The sequence below is a fragment of the Reichenbachiella sp. genome (assembly GCF_039941815.1).
GTDB lineage: Bacteria > Bacteroidota > Bacteroidia > Cytophagales > Cyclobacteriaceae > Reichenbachiella.
In genome coordinates, this window is sequence record NZ_JBDVDW010000023.1 from 21,899 (window position 1) to 42,837 (window position 20,939).

General features: G+C 40.5%; 18 protein-coding genes. 10 read left to right on the forward strand and 8 right to left on the reverse strand.

The window, feature by feature from the left end; translation table 11 throughout:
• Nucleotides 1–23: 23 nt before the first annotated feature.
• From ABJF11_RS03415 to ABJF11_RS03440, 6 genes are all read left to right on the forward strand, one after another.
• Nucleotides 24–1,841 carry a stage II sporulation protein M gene (locus ABJF11_RS03415; protein WP_348118062.1) on the forward strand — a complete coding sequence of 606 codons (1,818 nt, stop codon included), beginning with the start codon at nucleotides 24–26 and terminating at the stop codon, nucleotides 1,839–1,841.
• 3 nt (nucleotides 1,842–1,844) lie between these two features.
• Nucleotides 1,845–2,597 carry a hypothetical protein gene (locus tag ABJF11_RS03420; protein ID WP_348118063.1) on the forward strand — a complete coding sequence of 251 codons (753 nt, stop codon included), beginning with the start codon at nucleotides 1,845–1,847 and terminating at the stop codon, nucleotides 2,595–2,597.
• Entirely contained in the window at nucleotides 2,597–3,835 is a 1,239-nt protein-coding gene (locus tag ABJF11_RS03425) for a hypothetical protein (RefSeq protein ID WP_348118065.1), read from the forward strand. The genes ABJF11_RS03420 and ABJF11_RS03425 overlap by 1 nt, the downstream gene beginning before the upstream one ends.
• 6 nt (nucleotides 3,836–3,841) lie before the next feature.
• Nucleotides 3,842–4,963 carry a MoxR family ATPase gene (locus tag ABJF11_RS03430; RefSeq protein WP_348118067.1) on the forward strand — a complete coding sequence of 374 codons (1,122 nt, stop codon included), beginning with the start codon at nucleotides 3,842–3,844 and terminating at the stop codon, nucleotides 4,961–4,963.
• Between the two features lie 62 nt (nucleotides 4,964–5,025).
• Nucleotides 5,026–6,294 carry a DUF58 domain-containing protein gene (locus ABJF11_RS03435; RefSeq protein WP_348118068.1) on the forward strand — a complete coding sequence of 423 codons (1,269 nt, stop codon included), beginning with the start codon at nucleotides 5,026–5,028 and terminating at the stop codon, nucleotides 6,292–6,294.
• Between the two features lie 207 nt (nucleotides 6,295–6,501).
• Entirely contained in the window at nucleotides 6,502–8,901 is a 2,400-nt protein-coding gene (locus tag ABJF11_RS03440) for an FtsX-like permease family protein (RefSeq protein ID WP_348118069.1), read from the forward strand.
• Nucleotides 8,902–9,192: 291 nt separating this feature from the next.
• Here the strand turns inward: ABJF11_RS03440 and ABJF11_RS03445 are convergent, their stop codons facing one another.
• The 7 genes from ABJF11_RS03445 to ABJF11_RS03475 form a co-directional block, all read right to left on the reverse strand.
• Nucleotides 9,193–9,906, reverse strand: a complete 714-nt coding sequence (locus ABJF11_RS03445; RefSeq protein WP_348118070.1) for a LytTR family DNA-binding domain-containing protein — start codon at nucleotides 9,904–9,906, stop codon at nucleotides 9,193–9,195.
• Complete coding sequence (locus ABJF11_RS03450) at nucleotides 9,903–11,045, reverse strand: histidine kinase (protein ID WP_348118072.1); 1,143 nt, start codon at nucleotides 11,043–11,045, stop codon at nucleotides 9,903–9,905. The genes ABJF11_RS03445 and ABJF11_RS03450 overlap by 4 nt, the downstream gene beginning before the upstream one ends.
• A 136-nt stretch (nucleotides 11,046–11,181) precedes the next feature.
• The gene (locus tag ABJF11_RS03455) at nucleotides 11,182–12,549 is read right to left on the reverse strand and encodes a CotH kinase family protein (protein ID WP_348118073.1); all 1,368 of its coding nucleotides are present in this window, start codon (nucleotides 12,547–12,549) and stop codon (nucleotides 11,182–11,184) included.
• A gap of 4 nt (nucleotides 12,550–12,553) precedes the next feature.
• Nucleotides 12,554–13,216, reverse strand: coding sequence for a DUF2490 domain-containing protein (locus ABJF11_RS03460; protein ID WP_348118074.1), 663 nt, complete (start codon nucleotides 13,214–13,216; stop codon nucleotides 12,554–12,556).
• The gene (locus tag ABJF11_RS03465) at nucleotides 13,213–13,884 is read right to left on the reverse strand and encodes a DUF4956 domain-containing protein (RefSeq protein WP_348118075.1); all 672 of its coding nucleotides are present in this window, start codon (nucleotides 13,882–13,884) and stop codon (nucleotides 13,213–13,215) included. The genes ABJF11_RS03460 and ABJF11_RS03465 overlap by 4 nt, the downstream gene beginning before the upstream one ends.
• Before the next feature lie 2 nt (nucleotides 13,885–13,886).
• Nucleotides 13,887–14,681 (reverse strand): polyphosphate polymerase domain-containing protein, encoded by a 795-nt coding sequence (locus ABJF11_RS03470; protein WP_348118076.1) that lies wholly within the window; start codon nucleotides 14,679–14,681, stop codon nucleotides 13,887–13,889.
• Between the two features lie 162 nt (nucleotides 14,682–14,843).
• Complete coding sequence (locus ABJF11_RS03475; protein WP_348118077.1) at nucleotides 14,844–15,218, reverse strand: hypothetical protein; 375 nt, start codon at nucleotides 15,216–15,218, stop codon at nucleotides 14,844–14,846.
• Between the two features lie 347 nt (nucleotides 15,219–15,565).
• Here ABJF11_RS03475 and ABJF11_RS03480 point away from each other — a divergent pair, with 347 nt between their 5' ends.
• The 4 genes from ABJF11_RS03480 to ABJF11_RS03495 all read left to right on the forward strand — a co-directional run bounded on the left by ABJF11_RS03480 (nucleotide 15,566) and on the right by ABJF11_RS03495 (nucleotide 18,899).
• Nucleotides 15,566–16,276, forward strand: a complete 711-nt coding sequence (locus ABJF11_RS03480) for a hypothetical protein (RefSeq protein ID WP_348118079.1) — start codon at nucleotides 15,566–15,568, stop codon at nucleotides 16,274–16,276.
• 118 nt (nucleotides 16,277–16,394) lie between these two features.
• Nucleotides 16,395–17,453 carry a histidine kinase gene (locus ABJF11_RS03485; RefSeq protein WP_348118081.1) on the forward strand — a complete coding sequence of 353 codons (1,059 nt, stop codon included), beginning with the start codon at nucleotides 16,395–16,397 and terminating at the stop codon, nucleotides 17,451–17,453.
• Nucleotides 17,450–18,220: a LytTR family DNA-binding domain-containing protein gene (locus ABJF11_RS03490; RefSeq protein ID WP_348118082.1), complete on the forward strand. Its 771-nt coding sequence runs from the start codon at nucleotides 17,450–17,452 to the stop codon at nucleotides 18,218–18,220. Before ABJF11_RS03485 ends, ABJF11_RS03490 begins: the two co-directional genes overlap by 4 nt.
• Before the next feature lies 1 nt (nucleotide 18,221).
• Nucleotides 18,222–18,899 (forward strand): hypothetical protein, encoded by a 678-nt coding sequence (locus tag ABJF11_RS03495; protein WP_348118083.1) that lies wholly within the window; start codon nucleotides 18,222–18,224, stop codon nucleotides 18,897–18,899.
• Between the two features lie 22 nt (nucleotides 18,900–18,921).
• On the opposite strand, the gene ABJF11_RS03500 is transcribed toward ABJF11_RS03495, so the two are convergent.
• Complete coding sequence (locus tag ABJF11_RS03500; RefSeq protein ID WP_348118084.1) at nucleotides 18,922–20,856, reverse strand: tetratricopeptide repeat protein; 1,935 nt, start codon at nucleotides 20,854–20,856, stop codon at nucleotides 18,922–18,924.
• Between the last annotated feature and the right edge of the window lie 83 nt (nucleotides 20,857–20,939).

Below are 20,939 nucleotides of genomic sequence, written 5' to 3' on the forward strand. Positions count from 1 at the left end.
TATAATACTAATTTGGCACGTAAATGCGAGAAGGCCAATTTATAAATCAAAATAAGGATAAGTGGATAAAGTTTGAACAACTTTTAAAACTTGACATCAAAGATGCGGATAATTTGAGTGAAAGCTTCATTCAAATTACAGATGATCTTTCCTACTCGAAAACATTCTTTAATAACCGGTACATTCGAGTATATCTAAACAATCTCTGTCAGCAGCTTTTTTTTAGCATTTACAAGATTCGGAAAAAAAGTAGAAAAAAGAGCCTTTTTCATTTTTGGAAAGAAGAGCTACCTATAATCTCCTATCAGTGCCGACGGGAGCTTCTGATCGCTTTTAGTGTTTTCATTTTATCGATGCTAATAGGGGTGATCTCTTCCATTAATGATGCTGAATTCAACGAATTGATCCTTGGGCCTGACTATATCGCTATGTCTTTAGAAAACATCGAGAAAGGTGATCCTATGGGCGTGTACAAGAGTTCGGGTGAAATGGATATGTTTTTAGGCATTACTTTCAACAATGTCATGGTTGCGTTTCGCACTTTTCTGATGGGAATATTCTTTGCTCTGGGTGCACTTGGTATTTTGATCTATAATGGTATCATGGTAGGTACGTTTCAATATTTTTTTATTGAGCGTGACTTATTTTTTGAATCCTTTTTCGCCATTTGGCTACATGGTACACTTGAGATCTCTTCAATTATTATAGCTGGAGCATCCGGAATTGTACTAGGCAAAGGATTGATTTCTCCTGGTACCCACAGTCGATTGCAGTCCTTTCAGCTATCGGCCAAGAGAGGTGTGAAATTGCTTATGGGCATAATTCCGATTTTAGTGTTTGCTGCACTCATCGAATCCTTTCTCACCAGATATACTGAGGTGCCAGATTGGTGTAGAGGATTGCTAATCCTGACTTCTCTCATCTTTATGGTGTTCTATTTTGTATGGTATCCAAGACACAAAGCAAGGAATCAGACCATAAAATCCAACGAACGCGATGAGCTTCAAGAGTCGAGACAATTCAGCATTCAATATAAAGGACTAGTCAAGAGTGCCAATGATCTAATGAAAGACACTTTTGTGTTTTACCGAATGTATGGTAATCGTATTATGAGACTTAATTTCCTGGGGAGTTTATGTTACCTGCCGATAGTGATTTTTATCCTATTTCCCTTCTTGTCCATAGGAGAGTTTAGCTACGCTGATTGGTACCTCGAAAAACTATCCAATTTCGTCAATTACAAGGACAGTCCTGTACTGTACATTTTCAATACCTTGTTTTTTACCACTTATTTCACCCTGCTTTTGAGGCCTATCAGAAAGGAGGCCGAGAAAGGTGATTTGACCGACAAAGGACTGATTTATGACATGTTCAATGTATTTATTGTTGTGTTGATTTGGCAAGGTTTATTGCTACTTCCTGCCGGCTGGTCAGCGCTTAGTTTTATTCTGCTTACACCCCTTATCATCATATGGATATTTGCGATCTTGATCAAGGAAGATAATTTTTTGGCAGCAGCCCAGCGGACTAGCGCACTTATACGAAACAATCTTGGCTATATCTATGCCGTTTATGGTATTATTTTTCTGGTGGGCACGATAGGACTAGTCTTTCTCAATTCGCCTTTTCCGGTATTTTATGTCGACTTTGTGACTTGGAATATCCCAGTAGAAGAAAATGCACTGAATAATACCCTGATATTGGCTAACTCCTTTATTTCCATATTTAGTATTCTGATTATCTGCCCCATTTTTATGATTGGCTTATCCCTGTGTTATTTTTCACTTGAAGAAATCTTAGAAGCTAAGGGTCTCAAAGAAAAACTTGTAATCTTCGGCTAAGGTATGCTCAGAAAAACACTTCTCATATTGATGTTGGTTTTAGGGCATTATTCATGGTCTCAGACCAGCGAAGAAGATATTTCAGACCTACCCTGGACAACTGCTGACGACGACAAAAATTCTGTGCTTGATGAAGACCGCTGGCGCGAATTGAAGGCCAGTGAAGATCTCTTGTATACTAAGGAAATAAAGGGCCGCAAGAAATCAGAAAAAGAAAGTAGCGGTGACGCCAATGCAAAAAAAGAAAAACAGCAACAGCAGGAGGCTGGAGAACCCATCATAATAAATATTGGTCGAGTAGGCCAGATTATAGTAGTGGTCTTGTTTGTGGTCTTGCTTGGAGCTTTACTTTATTTGCTTGTCGGGAATGAACTCTTTGGACGAAAAAATAAGAAGCTAACTGCTGATGAAATCAATGCCTTGGACATTGAAACTGAGATGGACCCGGAGTCCGACCTTCAACGAATGTTGAAAGAGGCCATCAGGCAAAACAACCTTAGACTAGTCATAAGAATTTATTTCATTATGATTATCAAGCACATGGATGAGGTAAGGCTCATCCGATGGAAAAAGGAAAAGACCAACAGAGATTATATGTATGAGTTGGATGGAAGCCCCTATCATGATGGATTTGTAAGATTGAGCCGATGGTATGATCTGATATGGTACGGAGAAAAATTGTTTTCCGAAGAGGACCTGAAGACCTTGTCTGAAGACTTTAGTTCATTTCAGAACGAATTAAAGCGAAATAACTGATGCAAAAAGGGCAACTGATCAAAGGGACACTAGGGGCATTGGTATTGCTACTGTTGATATATGCCTATTTCAATACCGAACGCTACAATCAGTATGATTGGAATGAAAAGTATGAAAAGGAGTCCAAATCTCCTTATGGCAACTATATGATTTATGAGCTGCTAAAATCCTATAGCGGAAAAGAAAATTTCACTGTCCTTGATGAGCCTTTGGGAGCCACCTTGTTAGATTCAAGTTTGGTCGGAACCAACTATGTATTCAAAGGGCTGAATAGCTACTACAACTACGGTGACTTGAAAGTGCTGAGTGAATATGTGAATCGTGGAAACAATGTCTTTATTTTGTCTAATGATGATAACTTCGGGTTGATTTATCATATGACAGAATCTATAGACGGCAGCTTGTTCAGTTTTGAAGATTCTGTGGCTTATCTGGGGATACTCGATCCCGATACCGTTCTTATGGATGTGACAAAGGTCAATTTTATAGTAAATTGGCGACCGACGCTTTATGACTGGAACTACATAGAATTTTGGTCTGAATACGAAGATGTTGGCACTGAGGAATTGACCGTTCTGGGTAAGTATACCAACGGGGATATCAATTTTATAAAGGTATCTCATGGAGAAGGTCATTTTTACTATCACACGACTCCTATTGCCTTCTCAAACTACTATCTCAAGGAAGAAGAAGGCTTTGAATACGCAAAAAATGTGTTCAATTTCATGGAAGGGCAAAAGATTTTTTGGGACGATTTCAATCACACGCCCAACCAGCAAGAATCAGGGCCTAAATCAAATCCTCTGCAATATATTATGAGTCAGCCGCCCTTGCGATGGGCGTGGTATCTGCTCCTGGCCATAGGATTGATTTATCTGTTGTTTTATACCCGCCGAAAGGAGCGAGTCATCCCCGTATTGGCTACTAATCATAATACATCCATAGAATTTATAGAGACCATCTCGTCATTATATATGCAGCCGAATGGCAACTTTAAAATTGTAAGACACAAGAAGAATTTATTTCTGGACTACATTAGAAATCACTACTTCGTTTCGACCAAAGAGATAGATGAAGACTTCTTTAAAACGGTGAGTTTGAAATCAGGAATAGGCAAAGACAAAATTGAAAGAATAATTAAAGAAGGTGACCGGTTGGAATTCATTTCTGAAGTGTCAGATGAAAATCTGATTTCTTATCATAGACTGACCGAATACTTTTATCAAAACTGTAAATAAATAAACATGGAAGAAATCGAAGATAACGCAGCTCAGGAAAACACTCCTTTGGATAACTCGACTCCGGAAGGCACTGCGTCTGAAAACACTTCGCCAAATCCTGCAGCCGCAGAATCAGCCAATGAAGAATCATCAGCTGAGCCAGTTCCAGTTCAGGAAACTGTGTCTCCGGTAAGTAAGGAACTTCAGAAGTTTAATGACAAAATCAATCAGGTCAGACAGGAATGTAGTAAGGTAATCGTAGGGCAGAAGAAAGCCATAGATATGATTCTGATTGGCCTGTTTACCAATGGTCATGTGCTTCTGGAAGGAGTCCCGGGTATTGCTAAAACCATGATTGCCAAAATATTGTCACGTACCCTTTCTGCAGATTTTTCGAGGATTCAATTTACTCCGGATTTAATGCCCACAGATGTAATAGGCACCAATGTCTTCAACCTGAAATCCTCAGAGTTTACATTTAAGCAAGGCCCCATATTTTCAAATATTGTACTGATAGATGAAATCAATAGAGCTCCGGCAAAGACGCAAGCGGCACTTTTTGAAGTGATGGAGGAGCAGCAAGTGACGGTCGACGGTATCACCAACAAAATGGGAGCCCCATTTATGGTACTGGCTACCCAAAACCCAATAGAGCAAGAAGGAACCTATAAGCTTCCCGAAGCACAGCTTGACCGCTTCTTGTTTAAGATTAAAATGGAGTATCCTTCGCAAGATCATGAAGAGGAAATCCTGAGGAGATTCCAACTGGACTTTGGTGCCGCAGTGGCTGACGATGTCAAGGCTGTACTCAAACCAAAGGACATTGAAGACTTTAAGAATGTCGTAGAAAAAATACACATCAAAGACGAACTTGTTCGATATATAGCTGCCATTGTGATCAATACCCGAAACAATGGAGATTTGTTCCTAGGGGCTTCGCCAAGGGCATCCCTAGCACTTATGAAAGCGGCCAAGGCGCAGGCAGCACTTAGTGCCAGAGACTTTGTGATACCAGAAGACATTCAGGTCGTGCTCACCCCGATTCTCAATCACAGAATGATATTGAGTGCAGAACGTGAGATGGAAGGTGTAGAAATAGAAGACGTCATTCAGGAGATTATCAAAACTGTGGAAGTCCCAAGGTGATTAGAGCCGCTAGAAATATATTCATCCACTCACGACTATTTGTAGTCTTGGCTGGCCTGGTAATGGCCTTTATCTTAGGATTTCCATATCCGATCATGTTTCCTGTGGCCAAAATTCTGCTGATTACTTTTGTAGGTATGATTGCATGGGATATTCGATTATTATTCAATTCGAAAGTACGACTTGAGGTAAATCGTGATCTCCCCAACGTGATGTCTCTGGGTAATATCAATGTAATCAAAACCACCATTCTGAATGACTCCAACATCCCTCTGGGAATAAGCTTCTACAACCAACTGCCCTATCAGTTTCAACTCCGTGAGAGTGCCAAGGAACTCCATTTGCAACCTGGCTCTTCGCAAACGGTCAAACATGAGCTTCGCCCGATTGTGAGAGGTGAGTACGAGTTTGGTCATACCATCTTGTATGTCAGATCTTGGATGTCCCTGTTGGAGAGGAGAATAGTGATCGACAACGAAATGAGGGTACCGGTCTATCCTTCTGTTATGGATGTCAAAAAATTTGATTTGATGGCCATGCGCAACATGTCGCAATATTATGGAGTGAAACAAATCAGACGACTTGGGCAGAGCTATGAGTTCGAACAGATAAGTGAATATAGCATAGGGGATGATTATCAAAGCATCAACTGGAAGGCAACAGGGAGATCAAACCGATTGATGGTGAACAAGTTTACTGACGAAAAAGCTCAACCCGTCTATTGCTTTATAGATAAGAGCCGATCCATGAAAATGCCCTTCAATGGACTGAGCCTTCTGGATTATGCTATTAATACCAGTTTGATCATAGCGAATACTGCCTTGACGAAAGATGACAAAGCTGGCTTGCTGACCTTTTCGGATAGGATAGAAACTTTTGTAAATGCTGATAGGAGAAAGACCCAGTTTAGAAAGATCCTTCATTCGTTATACAATGAGAAAGAAACTAAGATAGAGGCGAATTATGAGTTATTATACGCAAAGGTCAGACAGATGATTAATGGACGAAGTCTCATTTTTCTCTATTCAAATTTTGACAGCATTTATGCTCTGGAAAGAGTATTGCCGGTACTTAGAAAACTCAATAAGATGCACCTTCTAGTAGTTGTAGTTTTTCAAAATACTGAACTGGAAGAGTACTGGGCAAACAGTGCTAAAGATGTGCTGGATATCTACAACCATACCATTGCACAGAAATACATAACAGAGAAAAAGAAGGTGATTATGAGTCTGCAACAATATGGATTGCAAGTCATTTATTCCAGACCAGAGGACCTTTCTATCAATTCGATCAACAAGTACCTGGAGCTAAAGTCCAGAGGGATGATCTAGCCAGCACAATGGCTACGCATCAATTTTCACAAACTTTTAATTAGGTGTAAATAATAGCTTTATTGACCTGATTACCCATTTCTCTCCTGATTCATCAATTACAGCGGGAGGTATTCCTTTTTTCTTTTCAAGAATTGCAACTAAATTATAGGGAGGGACATCTTATAAGAAGAATATTTAATCAAAAACTCAAAAAAACCATAACTCATGTTCAAAAATTATCTAAAGGTTACCATTCGTAACCTCTTGAAAAACAAGGTTTTTGTCTCCATTAACATTGTAGGACTAGGGCTTGCTCTCGCCTGTTGCATAGTGGCATATATCAACTCTGAATACAATTCTGATTTTGATAAAAATCACACTCAAATTGATCAGATTTACAAAATTCACAATATTCGAGACAATAACGGAGATCTACGCGAATACGGAAGAGTGCCTATGCCGTTGACCGACGTGCTCAAAAATGATGTAGTAGGGATTGACAAAGTCTTCAGATTTGAAAGTCATGCCTTCACAGCAAGAGATGTGAATCTCGACAAAGTGTTCAATACTAGCGTTTGTTATGCGGATTCAGGTTTTCTTGAATCCTTTACCTTTCCTCTGATCCAAGGGGATATATCTGCCTACCATGATATAGACAAGGCTATCGTGACTCAGGAGTATGCCAGAAAATTCTATGGCGACGAAGATCCAATGGGCAAGGTGTTGACTGTGTTCGACGACACGGGCATGAGCTTCAACTTTACCATCGGCGGTGTGGTGAAAAAAGCCCCGCAAAACTCTTCGGTACACTTCGAATTTTTGGTCGGCTTCGAGAATAGATATCGCATGTATGATGACAACGTGAAAGGCAACTGGAGCAAGTTTGCTCAGGCTACTTTCGTCTACATCAATGATCCCGCTCGTGCCAAAGAAGTAGAAACTGTACTCAACGACTACGTGGCTATTCAGAACAAGGCAAGGCCTGATTTTATCATCAAAAATTACTTGCTAAGTCCAATGAACAATCATGCGCACATTTCTCAGGAAATCAGATGGGACAATTTGCGTAATGCGATGCCAACTGCCGCCACACTGACTCCCAAGCTCATGGCATTGCTGATCTTGCTGGTGGCTTGTTTCAATTTTACCAATACAGCAATCGCGACTTCCAATAGACGATTGAAAGAAATCGGTGTCAGGAAAGTACTGGGAGGAAGTAGACGACAACTGATTATGCAGTTCATGGCAGAAAATCTTACGGTCTGTTTCCTTGGTGTATTGATGTCTTTAGGGATCGCCTACTTTTTGGTGCCCGCCTATGGAGCTATGTGGCAGGGTATGGAATTAGAAATGAATCTTGCCAAAGATTTTGAGCTCTATCTGTTTTTAGTGGTATTGCTCATATTCACCACATTGCTTGCAGGGTTCTATCCATCATTGTATGTCAGCAAGTACGAGCCAGTGAGTATCCTACGCGGGAGTCTTAGTATCGGCGGAGCTGGAAAGCTGACTAAAGGGCTTTTGTTCTTACAGTATACTTTCACCGTGATCGCCATTTTCGCAAGTGTAGCCTTTGTGCAAAATGCGAGGTATCAGGATACGCTCGATATGGGATTTGACAGAGAGCAGCTGATTGTGGTAAGTGTTCTAAATGACAACGAGTACCAAAAAACGATTAGCTCAATGCAGGCTAACCCGGACATTGAGGCTATAGCCAGTGCAAAAAACCACATCGGACGTGGTAATTATGGTCTCAGAGTAGAAAGTGAAGGCGTCGAGGTCGAGTCAGACATGCTGGATGTAGGCATTGGTTACTTGGAAACAATGGGACTTGATATCGTAGAAGGAAGGTATTTTTCAAAAGAGCTTGAAGCTTCTGATAGCGAAGGATCCATCATTATCAATGAGAAAATGGTGGAGGCCTTTGATTGGACGGAGCCTCTCGGCAAGCGTATTGCGGTCAATGATACAACGACACTCACTGTTGTAGGAGTTGTCAAGAATTTCTATATGTATGGCTTCTGGGCACCTATCGACCCGGTAGGAATTACGCTAAAGAGCTTAAGATTTGAAGACGATGGTACCAATAGTTTTGTGGTCGCCAGAACAGATGTGAGCAAGGTACGGGAGGTATATGATTATTTGGAAACAGATTGGAATAGCAAGGTGCCAACCAAGGTATTCAATGGTTTTTTCCAGGATGATTTACTTAGACAGGCCAAGGAGGTGAACAACAACATCACCACCATTTTCGCCTTTTTGGGTATCGTAGCTTTTATACTTTCTTCTTTGGGACTCTTTACCTTGGTATCGATTAACTTGATTAAGAGAATAAAAGAAATAGGAGTGAGAAAGGTACTAGGAGGAGATATCGGGCATATTGTTTATCTCATTAATAAAGGGTATTTCCTATTGCTGTTGATCGCCTCATGTATTGGGGTTACCCTTGGGTACTTCATGATCGATGGTATGATTGCTTCTATTTTTACTCACTATAAAGCCATGGATGCGATCACTTTTACCTTGCCGGTACTGACGATTGTGATAGTTTCTCTTACGATTGCAAGTCTAAGAACTCTAAACTTCGCACAAGTAAATCCTGTAAAGGCATTGAGATACGAATAATATAATATCAAATAGAATGAGAGGCTCGTAACTTTAAGGTTGCGAGCCTTTTTTGTGCAAGAATTAGGAGTATAGAATTTGGGTCAAACCTGGATTATGCATTAGGAATCGTGATGAAAGCTATAAAGCGCAAAGAAAGAGGCACTTATATTGAAGAGGCATAGCACCGCTATGGTGATTCAATAAATATATGTTAAGCGTCTATTCCAAAGTGCTTTATGATTGGAATAGATTATCTAATGCATATTTCAGGTTAAACAACTTTTTTATTAATTGTATAGGTCCGTAAGACTACAAAAAGTGGTTATCCATGTACTGCTGAAAGGATTCTTTGTATTGGTCGCTTATTGGGATGTATACCTTTCCATCGAATATAATTCTCATTTTCTCGACAGTCGATACCTGGGCCAGGTTGACAATATAGGAGCGATGTACGCGCATAAATCTATTACCAGGCAGGTGTTCTTCGATTTTTTTCATGCTCATCAGCGACATCAGTGGTTTGCCATTGATCAGATGAATGCGAACGTATTCTCGCATGCCCTCGATGTATTTGATATCTGAGAAGTTGACCCGGATGACCTTGTATTCTGATTTGATAAAAAGAAAGTCATCAGTGCTTTTGGTTTCCACAGATGAAGCAGGTTGGTTTTCAAAGTAAAGATTGGCCTTATTGGCGGCTTTCAGAAAATCCGTATATCCAATGGGTTTGAGCAAATAGTCCAACGCATCCACTTTATAACCTTCTATTGCATATTCTTCATAGGCAGTTGTGAATATCACCTTTGGCGGATGCTGGAGTAATTTCACAAAATCCATTCCATTGAGGTCCGGCATATTGATGTCTGTGAATATCAAATCTACGGGTTCTGTTCCAAGGAACTCCAAAGCCTCGAGGGCATTGTCAAACGATCCGGACAAAACAAGAAATGGCGTCTTATTGATGTAACTTTCTATTTGACCGAGAGCTAGTGGTTCGTCTTCTATGGCGATACATCTGATCATAGTGGTATGGTAAGTTGTACAGTAAATTTATTCTCCTCCTCTTTGACTACCATTTCATAGTCGGATTGATAGAGCAATTGGAGTCGATCTCTAACATTTGTTAGGCCAATACCTCCAGTAGGTTCATTTCCTTTTTTGTGATTGCTATTAGCTATTTCAAACTTTAGCTTTTCTCCTTTGATTTCCATAGAGATATGAATAAAAGAATCAGCCTTGTAACTTACTCCATATTTAAAAGCATTTTCTATTAGCGATGTAAAAAGCAGCGGCGGTATTTTCTGCTCTGCAATATCATCCGGATAGTTAGTCTGCAAGTCCAGTTTATGGTTGTATCTGATACCCATAAGCTCAACATAGTTTTTTTGAATGGAGATTTCATCTTTCAATCTAATGCTCTCAGAATCAGGTTCTTGAAGCATGGCTCTCATGAGCTTAGAGAGTTTGATTATGGCATGCTGTGCCTCTTCAGGATTGACCTCGATCAAAGCGTGCACATTGTTGAGAGTATTCATAAAGAAATGTGGACTTACCTGGTTTTTTAGAATAGAAAGTCGGTTTCTTATGTTTTCTTTCTCCAGTTGATTATGATCATATTCGGTTTTTACCAACCGGAAGGAAGATCGAAATCCTGTGTCAATTAACAGAAGTAGTATCGAAATCACTATTGCATTGATGAAGGGAGGAAATGGACTTATTCCAGATCGAAAAGGCTTGAATTTTGGTCGTCTGTGTTCATCAATATCCTCATGAGGAGGGCGTTCGCCGGATTCGAAGCGAGGATTAGGACCCCAACGTTCTGTATGTGGAGGAGGAGTTCTAAAAGCCTTTTCATCAGGTGGTTGAGATAAAAATTTCAGCATCCCTGTCAGACTCACCAGGATCAGACCTACCACTATAAATCTGGCTCTTTTTTTTCTAAAGAACAGAACAGGTACCAGTAGGAAATGATTGATGCCGAGAAGTAGAAGGTAGGGTAAAATGTCAATCCATCTATTGATCGCTTTATCCCATTCGATATCACCCTCAGGGCGCAAAATCAGAGGGCTTGCGAGGACGAAAAGCACAACTCCCAGCAAAATAGATATTTCCATTCGCTGCATCCTGCGGACTTCGCCATTATTTGTTTTTTGTTCGGTCATTAAAGTAGGAGTGACAATCAAACATAAATCATATCGGTCGATGTCGATAGAGGATTCACAATATTATTAAAAAAGCTTTTCTTGGCTAAGCTAAAAAGGCGGACACTTCAATTATAAGTGCCCACCAAAACCTAACCTAATCTAAATAATCATATACCTCTGCTGATCGCTCTTCGACATGAGATTTTAGGGTACTTACCGAATTTGAGAAGCTGGAAGCCTCTTGGGTGGCGTAGTCCGAAATCATGGATTCGTAGGTACTATAGAGACTCTGAATTGCTATCGGCTCAAACGCTCCTTCTACAAATTCTTGAAGATAACTGTCATACATAGACTTGTATTCCTCTACATCAATGATGTATCTTATGATAGGCCAGCTACTGCTCACCTCGTTCATAGAAAGGCTTAGAGCTCCGCTCATTTTCCCATCTTGCATGCTTTCATTATGGTCCCAGGGAATCCATGTCAGACGTCCTCCTTTATTGTACAGGAAATAATTGTGTGTCATATTGCCATAAGTGTCCCAATTTTGAATCACGTTGTTGGCAGCCAAATATTTTAGGTACTGGTCTACGTCAAATATGCCCTCCAGGTCTTCCTTCCACTGATCCTCACTCGTAGTTCTGGTGTCGCTATGCAGGATGTCGTATAGTCCGCTTACATCAGAAAAATCAGCTTCGTCTTCATTACTCTTTTTATCCATCTCTTCATCGTTGTAGGTACCAAAGGCAAAAGAAGCTGCTGTTCCATCTGGCTTATACAGATTGCCATCCCCATCAGAAAACTGGGAGTCCGGCACTGTGTCATCTACTTCCTCAACTAGCGCATAGAGACCCAGGTATTCTGACCCATTACCTCGATCCAGGTAGACAGCGCAAAAGGCTGTGCGTGCTGCTGGCACACCAAAAGACCTGAAAATATCAGCTGCTACTTTTTCTCTCATGAATGAATTATCGTTGTAATTGTTACTCAAATTGAGCTGTTTAAAACCATAGAACCTTTGATTGTCAATGGCAGGATAAATGTCTTCAAATTCGTCAAAATCCAGTTTAAAAGGATATTTATCCGTATTCGTTTGATAAGCGTTGAGCAGGGTGGAATTACCTTTGTATCGGATACCGACCTTGTACCACTCCTTACCCTCAAACTCTAGCTGGCAAGGCACCCATATGGGAGTAAAGTCTATATCAGCACCACCGCCACCTGGTCCTCGCGATATGGTAATGTTGTCATCCAGATCGTCTTGCATCAAGGTCCAGTTCGCTGCGTCTATACTAATATCTATGCGCAGTACCTCATCATTGGGGAATACAACTGAGTAGTCAGCAGAACCATTTTTGCTATGCGTACTTTCGGTCCAGTCTGGCGTATCTATCTCTGTATCCCCAAAGTCGATATCTGCATATTCAGAATCGCCAGAGCTGTCGTCATCCAATTCGCTGTCTCTGCATGAGGTCATGCCTGACATGAGATAGAGACAAAAGATGTATTGTAGGAGTTTCATGATCTTAAAATTTTAGTTTGTAATTGATGCCAATAATGTGTCTGTTTTTGTACTCATCCAGGAAGTAGTCTAGTTTATAGCTCAGGCCTATGTAGTTGTTTTTCTTGAGCTTGTAATCACCTCCTATGCTGTACCTCATTTTGGTCAGGTCGTTTTCAGATAGCTCTTGAAATGCCTCCAGCGACACATATGGAGTGAGCTTGTTTTTAGGGATATTATATCCCAATTGGGCTTTGTACCTCAGGTATTTATTATTGGGATCTTCGTCAAAATCAGTAATGGTGGTATATCGTAATCTCACCTCAGGTTCGAAGTTTCCAAGTTTGGTCTGACCCTTTAGGTCAAATGCTATTCTGTGAGAGTATTCGGTCCTATCGCTTTTCTGATCTGCCGTAAATCGGTAAGTCGCTTTGGTGCTCAGATACTTATTGATTTTGTATTTGACACCAGATTCGACCAAAAACTTGTCTACTTCTAGTCCATCCAGTCTTACCTCTGGATTGATAAACAAGTGCCAGCCAGAGCCAAGTTTTTTCTGAAGCTTGAAAGAGTACCAGGAGGAGAATTCATTTTCCACCTGGTTTGAGTCCTGGGCTTGGGATGCTGTAGAGGCTAAAATCGCAGTTAGCATTACAATAAGCCCTATTATTTTTTTTATTTTAGTCATGATTTCTTGATTTTAGAATTGGAACCCCGACCATGATAGACGGTGAGTTGAGCGACGTCGCGGAGATAGTCTACCTCCAGGATGTCTACAGAAGTAATTTGCAAGCCGGTCCTTTCTCTTAAGTCCTCAAGCAATACTTCACTTTTATCAGGGTGAATGTTTTCAATCTTTTCGTAAAGCAGCGGGAGTGACTGCTGATTGTTAAGTACCAGGGTCTTATCTATTCCCCAGAGGCCTAAAACGATTATGGCATTGATCAGTACTAAACCTAGCACACCGATATTAGCATCTACCAGTGCGTTGACTACAGACATGCCGATCACCACAAATAGGAAGGACATTTCTTTGATAGGTATCGCATCGGTTCTATATCGAATGATACCGAAGATGGCAAATAGACCCAAAGCGAATCCAAGCTCTAATTTGACATTGGAGAGTAGAAAGCAGAGGAGAAAAACGGTCATCCCGATGGCAAAGTAGCTGAAGTAAAAATCGGTGGTATTTCTATTCCTCTTGTGGATCAGCCAAATCAATAAAAGTACGGCACTCAAGTTGATCAAAAGCCTAATGAGTAGCAAGCCAAAGTCATAATCGACTGATGATGTACTCTGTATTTGCGCGATCAGACCATCCCATGTATCCATACTGATTTCAGTGTTCTTATTCATAATTATATGAGTGAATCGTTAGTTTGTAGTTTTTTCATTGAAAGCATTCTGCTTTTAAATTTATTGGCCTTCAAAGCAGGATCCAGCATCACCCTCCCCATGCAGTATTTACTGAAATTCACTCGTTTGATACCCATACTGTCCAGTATCAGCTTCATTTTTGAGTCCTTATTTGATTTGTCATTTTTGAGCTCGATGATGACAGTATCATCCAAGTTCCGATCCGCATTCTGATCCTCATAGGAGATGTTTGTATCTATTGTGCACCTTTCGGTCATTTCATTATTAATGAGCGTGATGCGTGTAAACTGATTAGATAGTTTGTGGACCAGATGTTGTGGATCAAAACCTGTATGCTCACTGATATAGGCGTTTTCAAGATTTGAAAACTGGCTGTTGGGGTCGAGCGATCTTACCCGTATTTTTTGAGTTCTTCCCTTGTTAGTCTTTGTTTTGATCTCCAGAAATGATGTTCCGGTGTGATACGTTCTGCGACGAATTTTTTGTCTGTTTAGCCTCCCGTTGTGATGCGATAGATACATGACGTCATCATCGGTGTCGAAGTACATATTGTCATAGACCACCTTGCTGACTCCGTCTACTTCTAGTGCTTTGTAGTAGGGCTGAATACTGGTAAGTATATTCTTCAATTGCCTTTTGTGGATTAGATATTTGGTATCTACCCTGTTCATCAAGCTTACTGCATTTAGAGCATCAAGATTGATTTTATTAAACCGAGCGATGGCCGATCCTAGTATGTCTTGATTTATTTGATATTTCACTTGTTCCATTAGCATGATGAAACAAGGTTAGCGCTGATCGCATGATCATGAAAATATGATCTACGAATCGGGGTATTTCATCAACGAAATAAAAAATCGTTAATCCAAATGGGTGTAAAAAAGAAGAACCTCAGCTACCAACTGAGGTTCTAACAAACTCAAAACTCACCATCAATCTCATTTTTCTCGCCCAGGTGGCCTCTCACCATTTTTCTTATCAGGTTTTTTACTATCCATGAAGGTTTTGATATCCTCCTTCTTATCCTCACCGATTTCGGCTGTTAATTGATCTAAGAAACCTTCTTTTATACTCTCCATGTTTTCCCTGTTCATCTGTTTCATACCTTTAACCTCCTCAAAATGGGTGTTGAATATCGAAGAAACGTTCTGTTTCTGTTTCGTGGTTAATTCGAACTGCTCAGCTAGTTCATCGACCATCTTTTCTATTTGCTCTGCACTTGGCAATTTGGGCCGCTTGTTTCTCTGTTGAGATTGTGTACAACCGATCGTAGCCATCAGCATGGTGACAAGCACTATACTTATTTGTTTCATAATGTTTTCATTTTTCGTTTAGTAACCATTTTTATTTAGTCTTCCAAACTTAGATGAGCGTGAAATGCATAGAAAATCAAATCAATGAATTTGGGTATTTCCTCTACCAAGACAAGGAATTCAATAATTTGAATCATTAGTTGAAGTATTTTGAATCTTGCCCTTGAATAAACCGGAAGTACAGGTATGGCTCCAAAGAAGTGAAAAACCGACTGCTTCATGGCATCTGCCAGATGCCTCACTATACCGGCTGGCCAACGAATCCGTCCGCTTTACCAAAAAAACTAAACAATAGGAGAGGTGAAAAGGTCTTTTAAGTCAATTACTTCACATAAAATTCAAAAACCATGAAACGAATACTACTCTTCTTGTGCTTGATTACAATTGCTCAGCAAACCTGGGCTCAAAAAAATTTCGGCAAGGATATCAAAGAAGCATTGTATATCCATGATACCTCATCTACTCTTGAAAGTGAATTAGTAGCGCTCAAAGCGTTTCGAGATCTCACCAAAAAATACCCAAAGGAGTGGCGGGGGTTCTATTGGTTGGCTTATCTCAATACACAAGTCGGAAGACTTGATGGTATGGTGGAGTCCTACCCCAAGGATTTAGATTCAAAGCAGCTGTTTAGAGAAGCGATGGATCTGTATCGCAAGTCCTATGACCTAAAGAAAGAAAAGACAGACGCAGAAGAATCTGATTTCTTAGTGCTTGAAGGCTTTATTTATGGCTGGTTCTCATACAAGTTGGCCGAAACCCCGGAGCAAAAAGCCAAGTATGATCAAGAAAAGAAAGCGAAATATAGGGAGGCTTTGAAATTGAATCCACGGAATCCGCTCATGTACGTCATGATAGCTACGGTGATGGCTCGGAGCGAAGATTACAATGATCTGGTGTCTGCTATAGGATTGTTTGACTCAGCCGATAGAACCTTTAATGAGGTAGAAAATCGGGGACTGACCACGTATTGGAACAAGGATTTTATCGGGTACTGGAAGTCTGTAGCCGAGAAGAATCTGAAAAAGGCGCTGGATGCGAAAGGAGACAAAGATTCATAATAGAGTTGTTACAGGTATTTGACAACTGTTCAAGTGGTGCGGTAGGGCTTCGGCAATACCTGCATCACTCTTTTTACTACTTACAACAAAATATCAACTCCAGAGTATAATTTAGAGCATGTTTGCAGGTCTCAAGAAAAAACCGATCCTCATTTCAATTCCGTTTTGGCTACTTTTTACGGCCATTGACTTATTGAAGAAGACCAACCTCGATTTTGGAGGAGGTTTTTTTCTATTCTATTATTTGCCGGGATTGATGCTATGGGTGCTATTCACAGATCCATTGTATCGTCTATTCAGGCTCTTTAAAAAGCACCAAATCGGAGTAAGACTGGTAGCAATAGGCGTTTTGGGACCACTTATTGGTTTTACCAAGGCCTGGATGAACGTTTTGCTTAGCGCAATTCTGGGTCGTCTACTCACTGATCAAGCCTTTCAATTTGGGTTTCCAAAGCAGTTTTATGTCATGGAGGCTACGATCATAGCCTGGATTCTATTGATCGTTTTCTTATTTATTGATTTATATGGGGACTATCAGAAGAGACTTTTGGCCATTACCAGACTCGAAACGGACCTGAAGAATGCAGAGCTCAATGCGCTCAAAATGCAGATTCAGCCACACTTTCTCTTCAATACCCACAATGCTATTGCCACTCTGCTGCGGACAAACAAATCATCGCAAGCTTTGGATATGTTGATGAAGTTGAGTGATTTACTTAGAGTATCTCTCAATAGCTTCGAGCATCAGTTTGTGCCACTTCATCAAGAAATTGCTTTTATCAAAAACTATCTTGACATTGAGAAAGTAAGATTTGAAGACAGACTGAAAATCATTGTTGATCTGGATGAAAAAATGCTGGCGTATGAAATTCCGGTTTTTTGCTTTCAACCGATTATAGAAAATGGCATCAAGCATGGTGTGAGTAAGAACTTGGGAAATTCAATGATTCGAATCAGTGGCCATCTAGAGGATAACGCCTTGATTTTTACATTTTACAATACTGGGGAATGGCAATCAGAGAAACCGAAAACAGGTGGAATAGGACTTGAGAATGTTCGCCGCAGACTTGAAAATGTATATGACGGAGCGGCCTCTCTCGAACTGCTGGAGGTGGAAGATGGTGTAGAGGCCAGGCTTGTCATTCCAATTCTAAAGGACAATTCACAAAGCCGATGAGAGTACTTATAATCGATGATGAAAAACAGGCAAGGGAAGGAGTTCAGATTCTGCTCCAGCCGATTGATGATATCGAGGTAGTCGGAGAGGCCAAAGATGGCGAAGAAGCGATTTCGCAAATCACCAAACATAAACCTGACCTAATTTTCCTGGATGTACAAATGCCGGGGATCAATGGATTCGATGTGCTTGGAAGTATTCAAGAGTCCGATATTCCAATTGTGATATTTACTACCGCCTATGATCAGTACGCGCTGAAAGCCTTTGAAGTGCAAGCCTTGGATTATCTACTGAAGCCACTCAGTGAGGAGCGATTTATTGCGGCCATCGCCAGGGCCAAAAAGCATTATGCAGATCGACAAGAATCAGATCGGGATACAAAAATCAAAAGATTGATTCATGAATATCAGCAAGAACAGAAAGAATCCAGCCTGGTCTACAATCGTCAAAATAAACAAATGGTGATCAAAGCATCAGGCAAGATTTATTTTATCCAAACAGATGATGTGATATGGGTGGAGGCTATGGACTCCTATGTCAAAATTCATCTTGCTGGGAAAACGCACATAGTTAAAGCCTCATTACAATCCCTGGAGCAGCGCTACAAGCATAGTCTGACGAGAATCCATAGATCGTATTTGGTCAACCTTAGGCATGTCAAGTATATAGAACCAGATTTTCATGGTGATTTTTTTGTGATGGTCCATGGAGAACTAAGGCTGAAGGGAAGTCGAAATTTTAGAAAAAACCTACCAGAAATTTTATAGCATGAGATATTTTAAACCATTGATAACACTTCTTATTTTCTCATCATTTAATGCAGCTCATTCTCAAGACATAGAGAAAGCCGTATCGATGAAAGCAGCCGGGATCTCCTATCTTCTGAGTACCCCCGTGGACTACACGTCTGAGCAGTCTTATCCAACAATTATTTTTTTGCATGGTGGAGATCGCTCCAATACTAAGCATCATCCGAGCAAATATGCAAAGAAGGCCGGTTTGGAGTTCCCTTTTATAGTCATAGCTCCGTCGTGTACCAGTGGATGCTCGTGGTCAAATGTCGATCTTAAAGAAATCCTCATTCATGCCTCAGCGGAAGTGTCCATAGACCGCGATAGGGTGTATTTGATTGGATATAGCATGGGCGGTGCGGGAGCTTGGGCTAATCTTAAGAAGATGCATGAGTTACTCGCGGCAGCCTCACCGATTGCGCCGGCTGGCGGCAATATATCCAATCTGTGTAAAGCTAAAGATCTCCCCATTCGCGTCTATCATGGTACATCAGATTATGGTTATCAAAATTCTCAAAAGATGGTTGATGCACTAATGAAATGCGGATCGAGTCAGGCTGAACTCATATCACTCGATGGGCAAGGACACGGTATTTGGCCAGGGATATTTTCGGACGGTAGTTTTTACAGTTGGCTTCTTCAGCAGAGTAGATGATTACCTATCGAATGGCTACCAACTAGGCTTTTTCCAGTACATGATCATTTTTGAAACTTAGCTTAAAGCTGAATTTGGATCCTTTTCCTTCTTTACTCTTCACAGATATTTCACTTCCAAATAACTTGAGTATTTGTTTAGTAATGGCTAGGCCAAGCCCCGACCCACCATATTTACGAGTTGTATTAGAGTTGGCTTGTGTAAAATTATTAAATATAGAATCTTGCTTCTCTTCCGGGATTCCGATGCCAGTGTCTTCTACAACAAATTTCAATTTCACTTTTTTATGGCTCTTTCCGACCACCTTGATACTGAAGGATACGCTACCTTCTTCGGTAAATTTAATGCCATTGCTGATCAGGTTGTTGAGTATTTGAGAAAGTCGCCCTGGGTCACCAATCAATTGACTTGGTATTTGCTCATCGATATCCAGCAGAAATTTTATGCCTTTTTTGTCAGCCTCAGCACTGTAGCCAGTACTTATTCCCTTGATCAAAAGATTAAAATCAAAAGGTATTGATTCCAATTCCAACTTGCCCGATTCCAATTTGTTCAAATCCAGGATGTCGTTGAGTAGTGTCAGCAGGTTTTCGGCTGAGAACTTCAGCATATTCAAATTTTCCAATTGGGCCGGTTTGGGATTGTCTTCCATCAGTAAATAGATGGATCCGATGACCACATTCATAGGCGTCCTGATCTCGTGACTCATCACGGAGAGAAAATCTGTTTTGGCCTGAGCCGCCGCAAGTGCATTTTGTTTTTCTATGGCTATGATCGAGTTCTTCTTCTCAATCTCCTTGTTCTTAGTTTTAAGGACCTCCATAGTTCGTGCCTTGGACAAATAGGCCCAATAGAGCATCACCAGCAGACATGAGATAGTTATAGCTACGACTATAAAAATATTCCTAAGCCTGGTTTGGAAGTTGTTTTCCTTATTGAGTAGGGCAATTTGTTGTTGTTGTTTTTCAAAATTGTATTTTGATTCGATTTCCTTGATGTTGGCCGTCATCTCACTTTTAAGTACAGTATCTTTCAGTGCTGTATACTGTTCATAGTAAGCTAAAGCTTCATCGAATTTGCTCTGTTGTTTATACATTTCAGATAGACTCAGCAAACATTCGAGCATCACGTTTTTTGCTTCAAGCTCTTTACACAGGCCAAGTGCAAATAGCAGTTGTTCTTCAGCTTTGGCATAGTCTTTTTGCTTTAGGTATGTTCTACCCATAATAATTGAAGTCTCGGACATTCCTTTTCTATTCTCATCCTGCACGAATAGTTCATATGCCTGCCTGGAGTGCTCCAAAGCTTTTTCAGTATTGTTGGTATACATATACAATTCACCCATCCCCCAATGTACATAAGACAGCCCCTGTACGTCTCCAATCTCTTCCAGCAGCTCGAGGGCAGATCTGTAGTAGACCAAAGCACTATCATAATGCTCCATCTGAAGGTGGATTGATGCTATCTGAGTCATGGAATATCCAATACCGGTAGGGTCTCCTAATTCTTTCTCAAGTGCCAATGATTGATTGTGAAATTCTAGCGAACGCAGTGTATCTCCAAGGCTTTGATATACCATCCCACAATTGTTGTAGATTCTGGCCAGTCCCTCCCGATTATCAATCTTATTGTACAAATCCAGGGCCGTCAGAAAATAGGTAATCGAAACTTCATGGTTGCCCTCAATGTCATAAGATATCGCCAGACTGTTGTACGCATCTGCGCTACCTCTGGTAAAGTCAATGTCTTCTGCCAGATCTATGGCCTGATGACAAAATAGTCTTGAAGAATCAGGATCGATGAAAGCGTACTCAAAGCCAAGCTTAGCAAGTAGTTTTACTTTGGTAGTATCCGCGTCAGATTTTAGGAGTCTTTGTTTGAGCGAGTCTGTATGCTTAGAGACACTATATCCATAGCACAGAAAGGTGAGCAGGATGTAAAAAAATAGTCTCTTCATTTTTACTTTTTGGAAGTATCTTACTAACGCAAATTCCAAAAGAATTATTTGGTAAGAAAACAAAAAGATGATTTTTCCTTACC

What these genes read in the sequence shown, in the direction of transcription:
- ABJF11_RS03415 (WP_348118062.1), top strand. Translation starts at nt 24, where the DNA reads ATGCGAGAAGGCCAATTTATAAATCAAAATAAGGATAAGTGGATAAAG.
- ABJF11_RS03420 (WP_348118063.1), top strand. Translation starts at nt 1,845, where the DNA reads ATGCTCAGAAAAACACTTCTCATATTGATGTTGGTTTTAGGGCATTAT.
- ABJF11_RS03425 (WP_348118065.1), top strand. Translation starts at nt 2,597, where the DNA reads ATGCAAAAAGGGCAACTGATCAAAGGGACACTAGGGGCATTGGTATTG.
- ABJF11_RS03430 (WP_348118067.1), top strand. Translation starts at nt 3,842, where the DNA reads ATGGAAGAAATCGAAGATAACGCAGCTCAGGAAAACACTCCTTTGGAT.
- ABJF11_RS03435 (WP_348118068.1), top strand. Translation starts at nt 5,026, where the DNA reads ATGGCCTTTATCTTAGGATTTCCATATCCGATCATGTTTCCTGTGGCC.
- ABJF11_RS03440 (WP_348118069.1), top strand. Translation starts at nt 6,502, where the DNA reads ATGTTCAAAAATTATCTAAAGGTTACCATTCGTAACCTCTTGAAAAAC.
- ABJF11_RS03445 (WP_348118070.1), bottom strand. Translation starts at nt 9,906, where the DNA reads ATGATCAGATGTATCGCCATAGAAGACGAACCACTAGCTCTCGGTCAA.
- ABJF11_RS03450 (WP_348118072.1), bottom strand. Translation starts at nt 11,045, where the DNA reads ATGACCGAACAAAAAACAAATAATGGCGAAGTCCGCAGGATGCAGCGA.
- ABJF11_RS03455 (WP_348118073.1), bottom strand. Translation starts at nt 12,549, where the DNA reads ATGAAACTCCTACAATACATCTTTTGTCTCTATCTCATGTCAGGCATG.
- ABJF11_RS03460 (WP_348118074.1), bottom strand. Translation starts at nt 13,216, where the DNA reads ATGACTAAAATAAAAAAAATAATAGGGCTTATTGTAATGCTAACTGCG.
- ABJF11_RS03465 (WP_348118075.1), bottom strand. Translation starts at nt 13,884, where the DNA reads ATGAATAAGAACACTGAAATCAGTATGGATACATGGGATGGTCTGATC.
- ABJF11_RS03470 (WP_348118076.1), bottom strand. Translation starts at nt 14,681, where the DNA reads ATGCTAATGGAACAAGTGAAATATCAAATAAATCAAGACATACTAGGA.
- ABJF11_RS03475 (WP_348118077.1), bottom strand. Translation starts at nt 15,218, where the DNA reads ATGAAACAAATAAGTATAGTGCTTGTCACCATGCTGATGGCTACGATC.
- ABJF11_RS03480 (WP_348118079.1), top strand. Translation starts at nt 15,566, where the DNA reads ATGAAACGAATACTACTCTTCTTGTGCTTGATTACAATTGCTCAGCAA.
- ABJF11_RS03485 (WP_348118081.1), top strand. Translation starts at nt 16,395, where the DNA reads ATGTTTGCAGGTCTCAAGAAAAAACCGATCCTCATTTCAATTCCGTTT.
- ABJF11_RS03490 (WP_348118082.1), top strand. Translation starts at nt 17,450, where the DNA reads ATGAGAGTACTTATAATCGATGATGAAAAACAGGCAAGGGAAGGAGTT.
- ABJF11_RS03495 (WP_348118083.1), top strand. Translation starts at nt 18,222, where the DNA reads ATGAGATATTTTAAACCATTGATAACACTTCTTATTTTCTCATCATTT.
- ABJF11_RS03500 (WP_348118084.1), bottom strand. Translation starts at nt 20,856, where the DNA reads ATGAAGAGACTATTTTTTTACATCCTGCTCACCTTTCTGTGCTATGGA.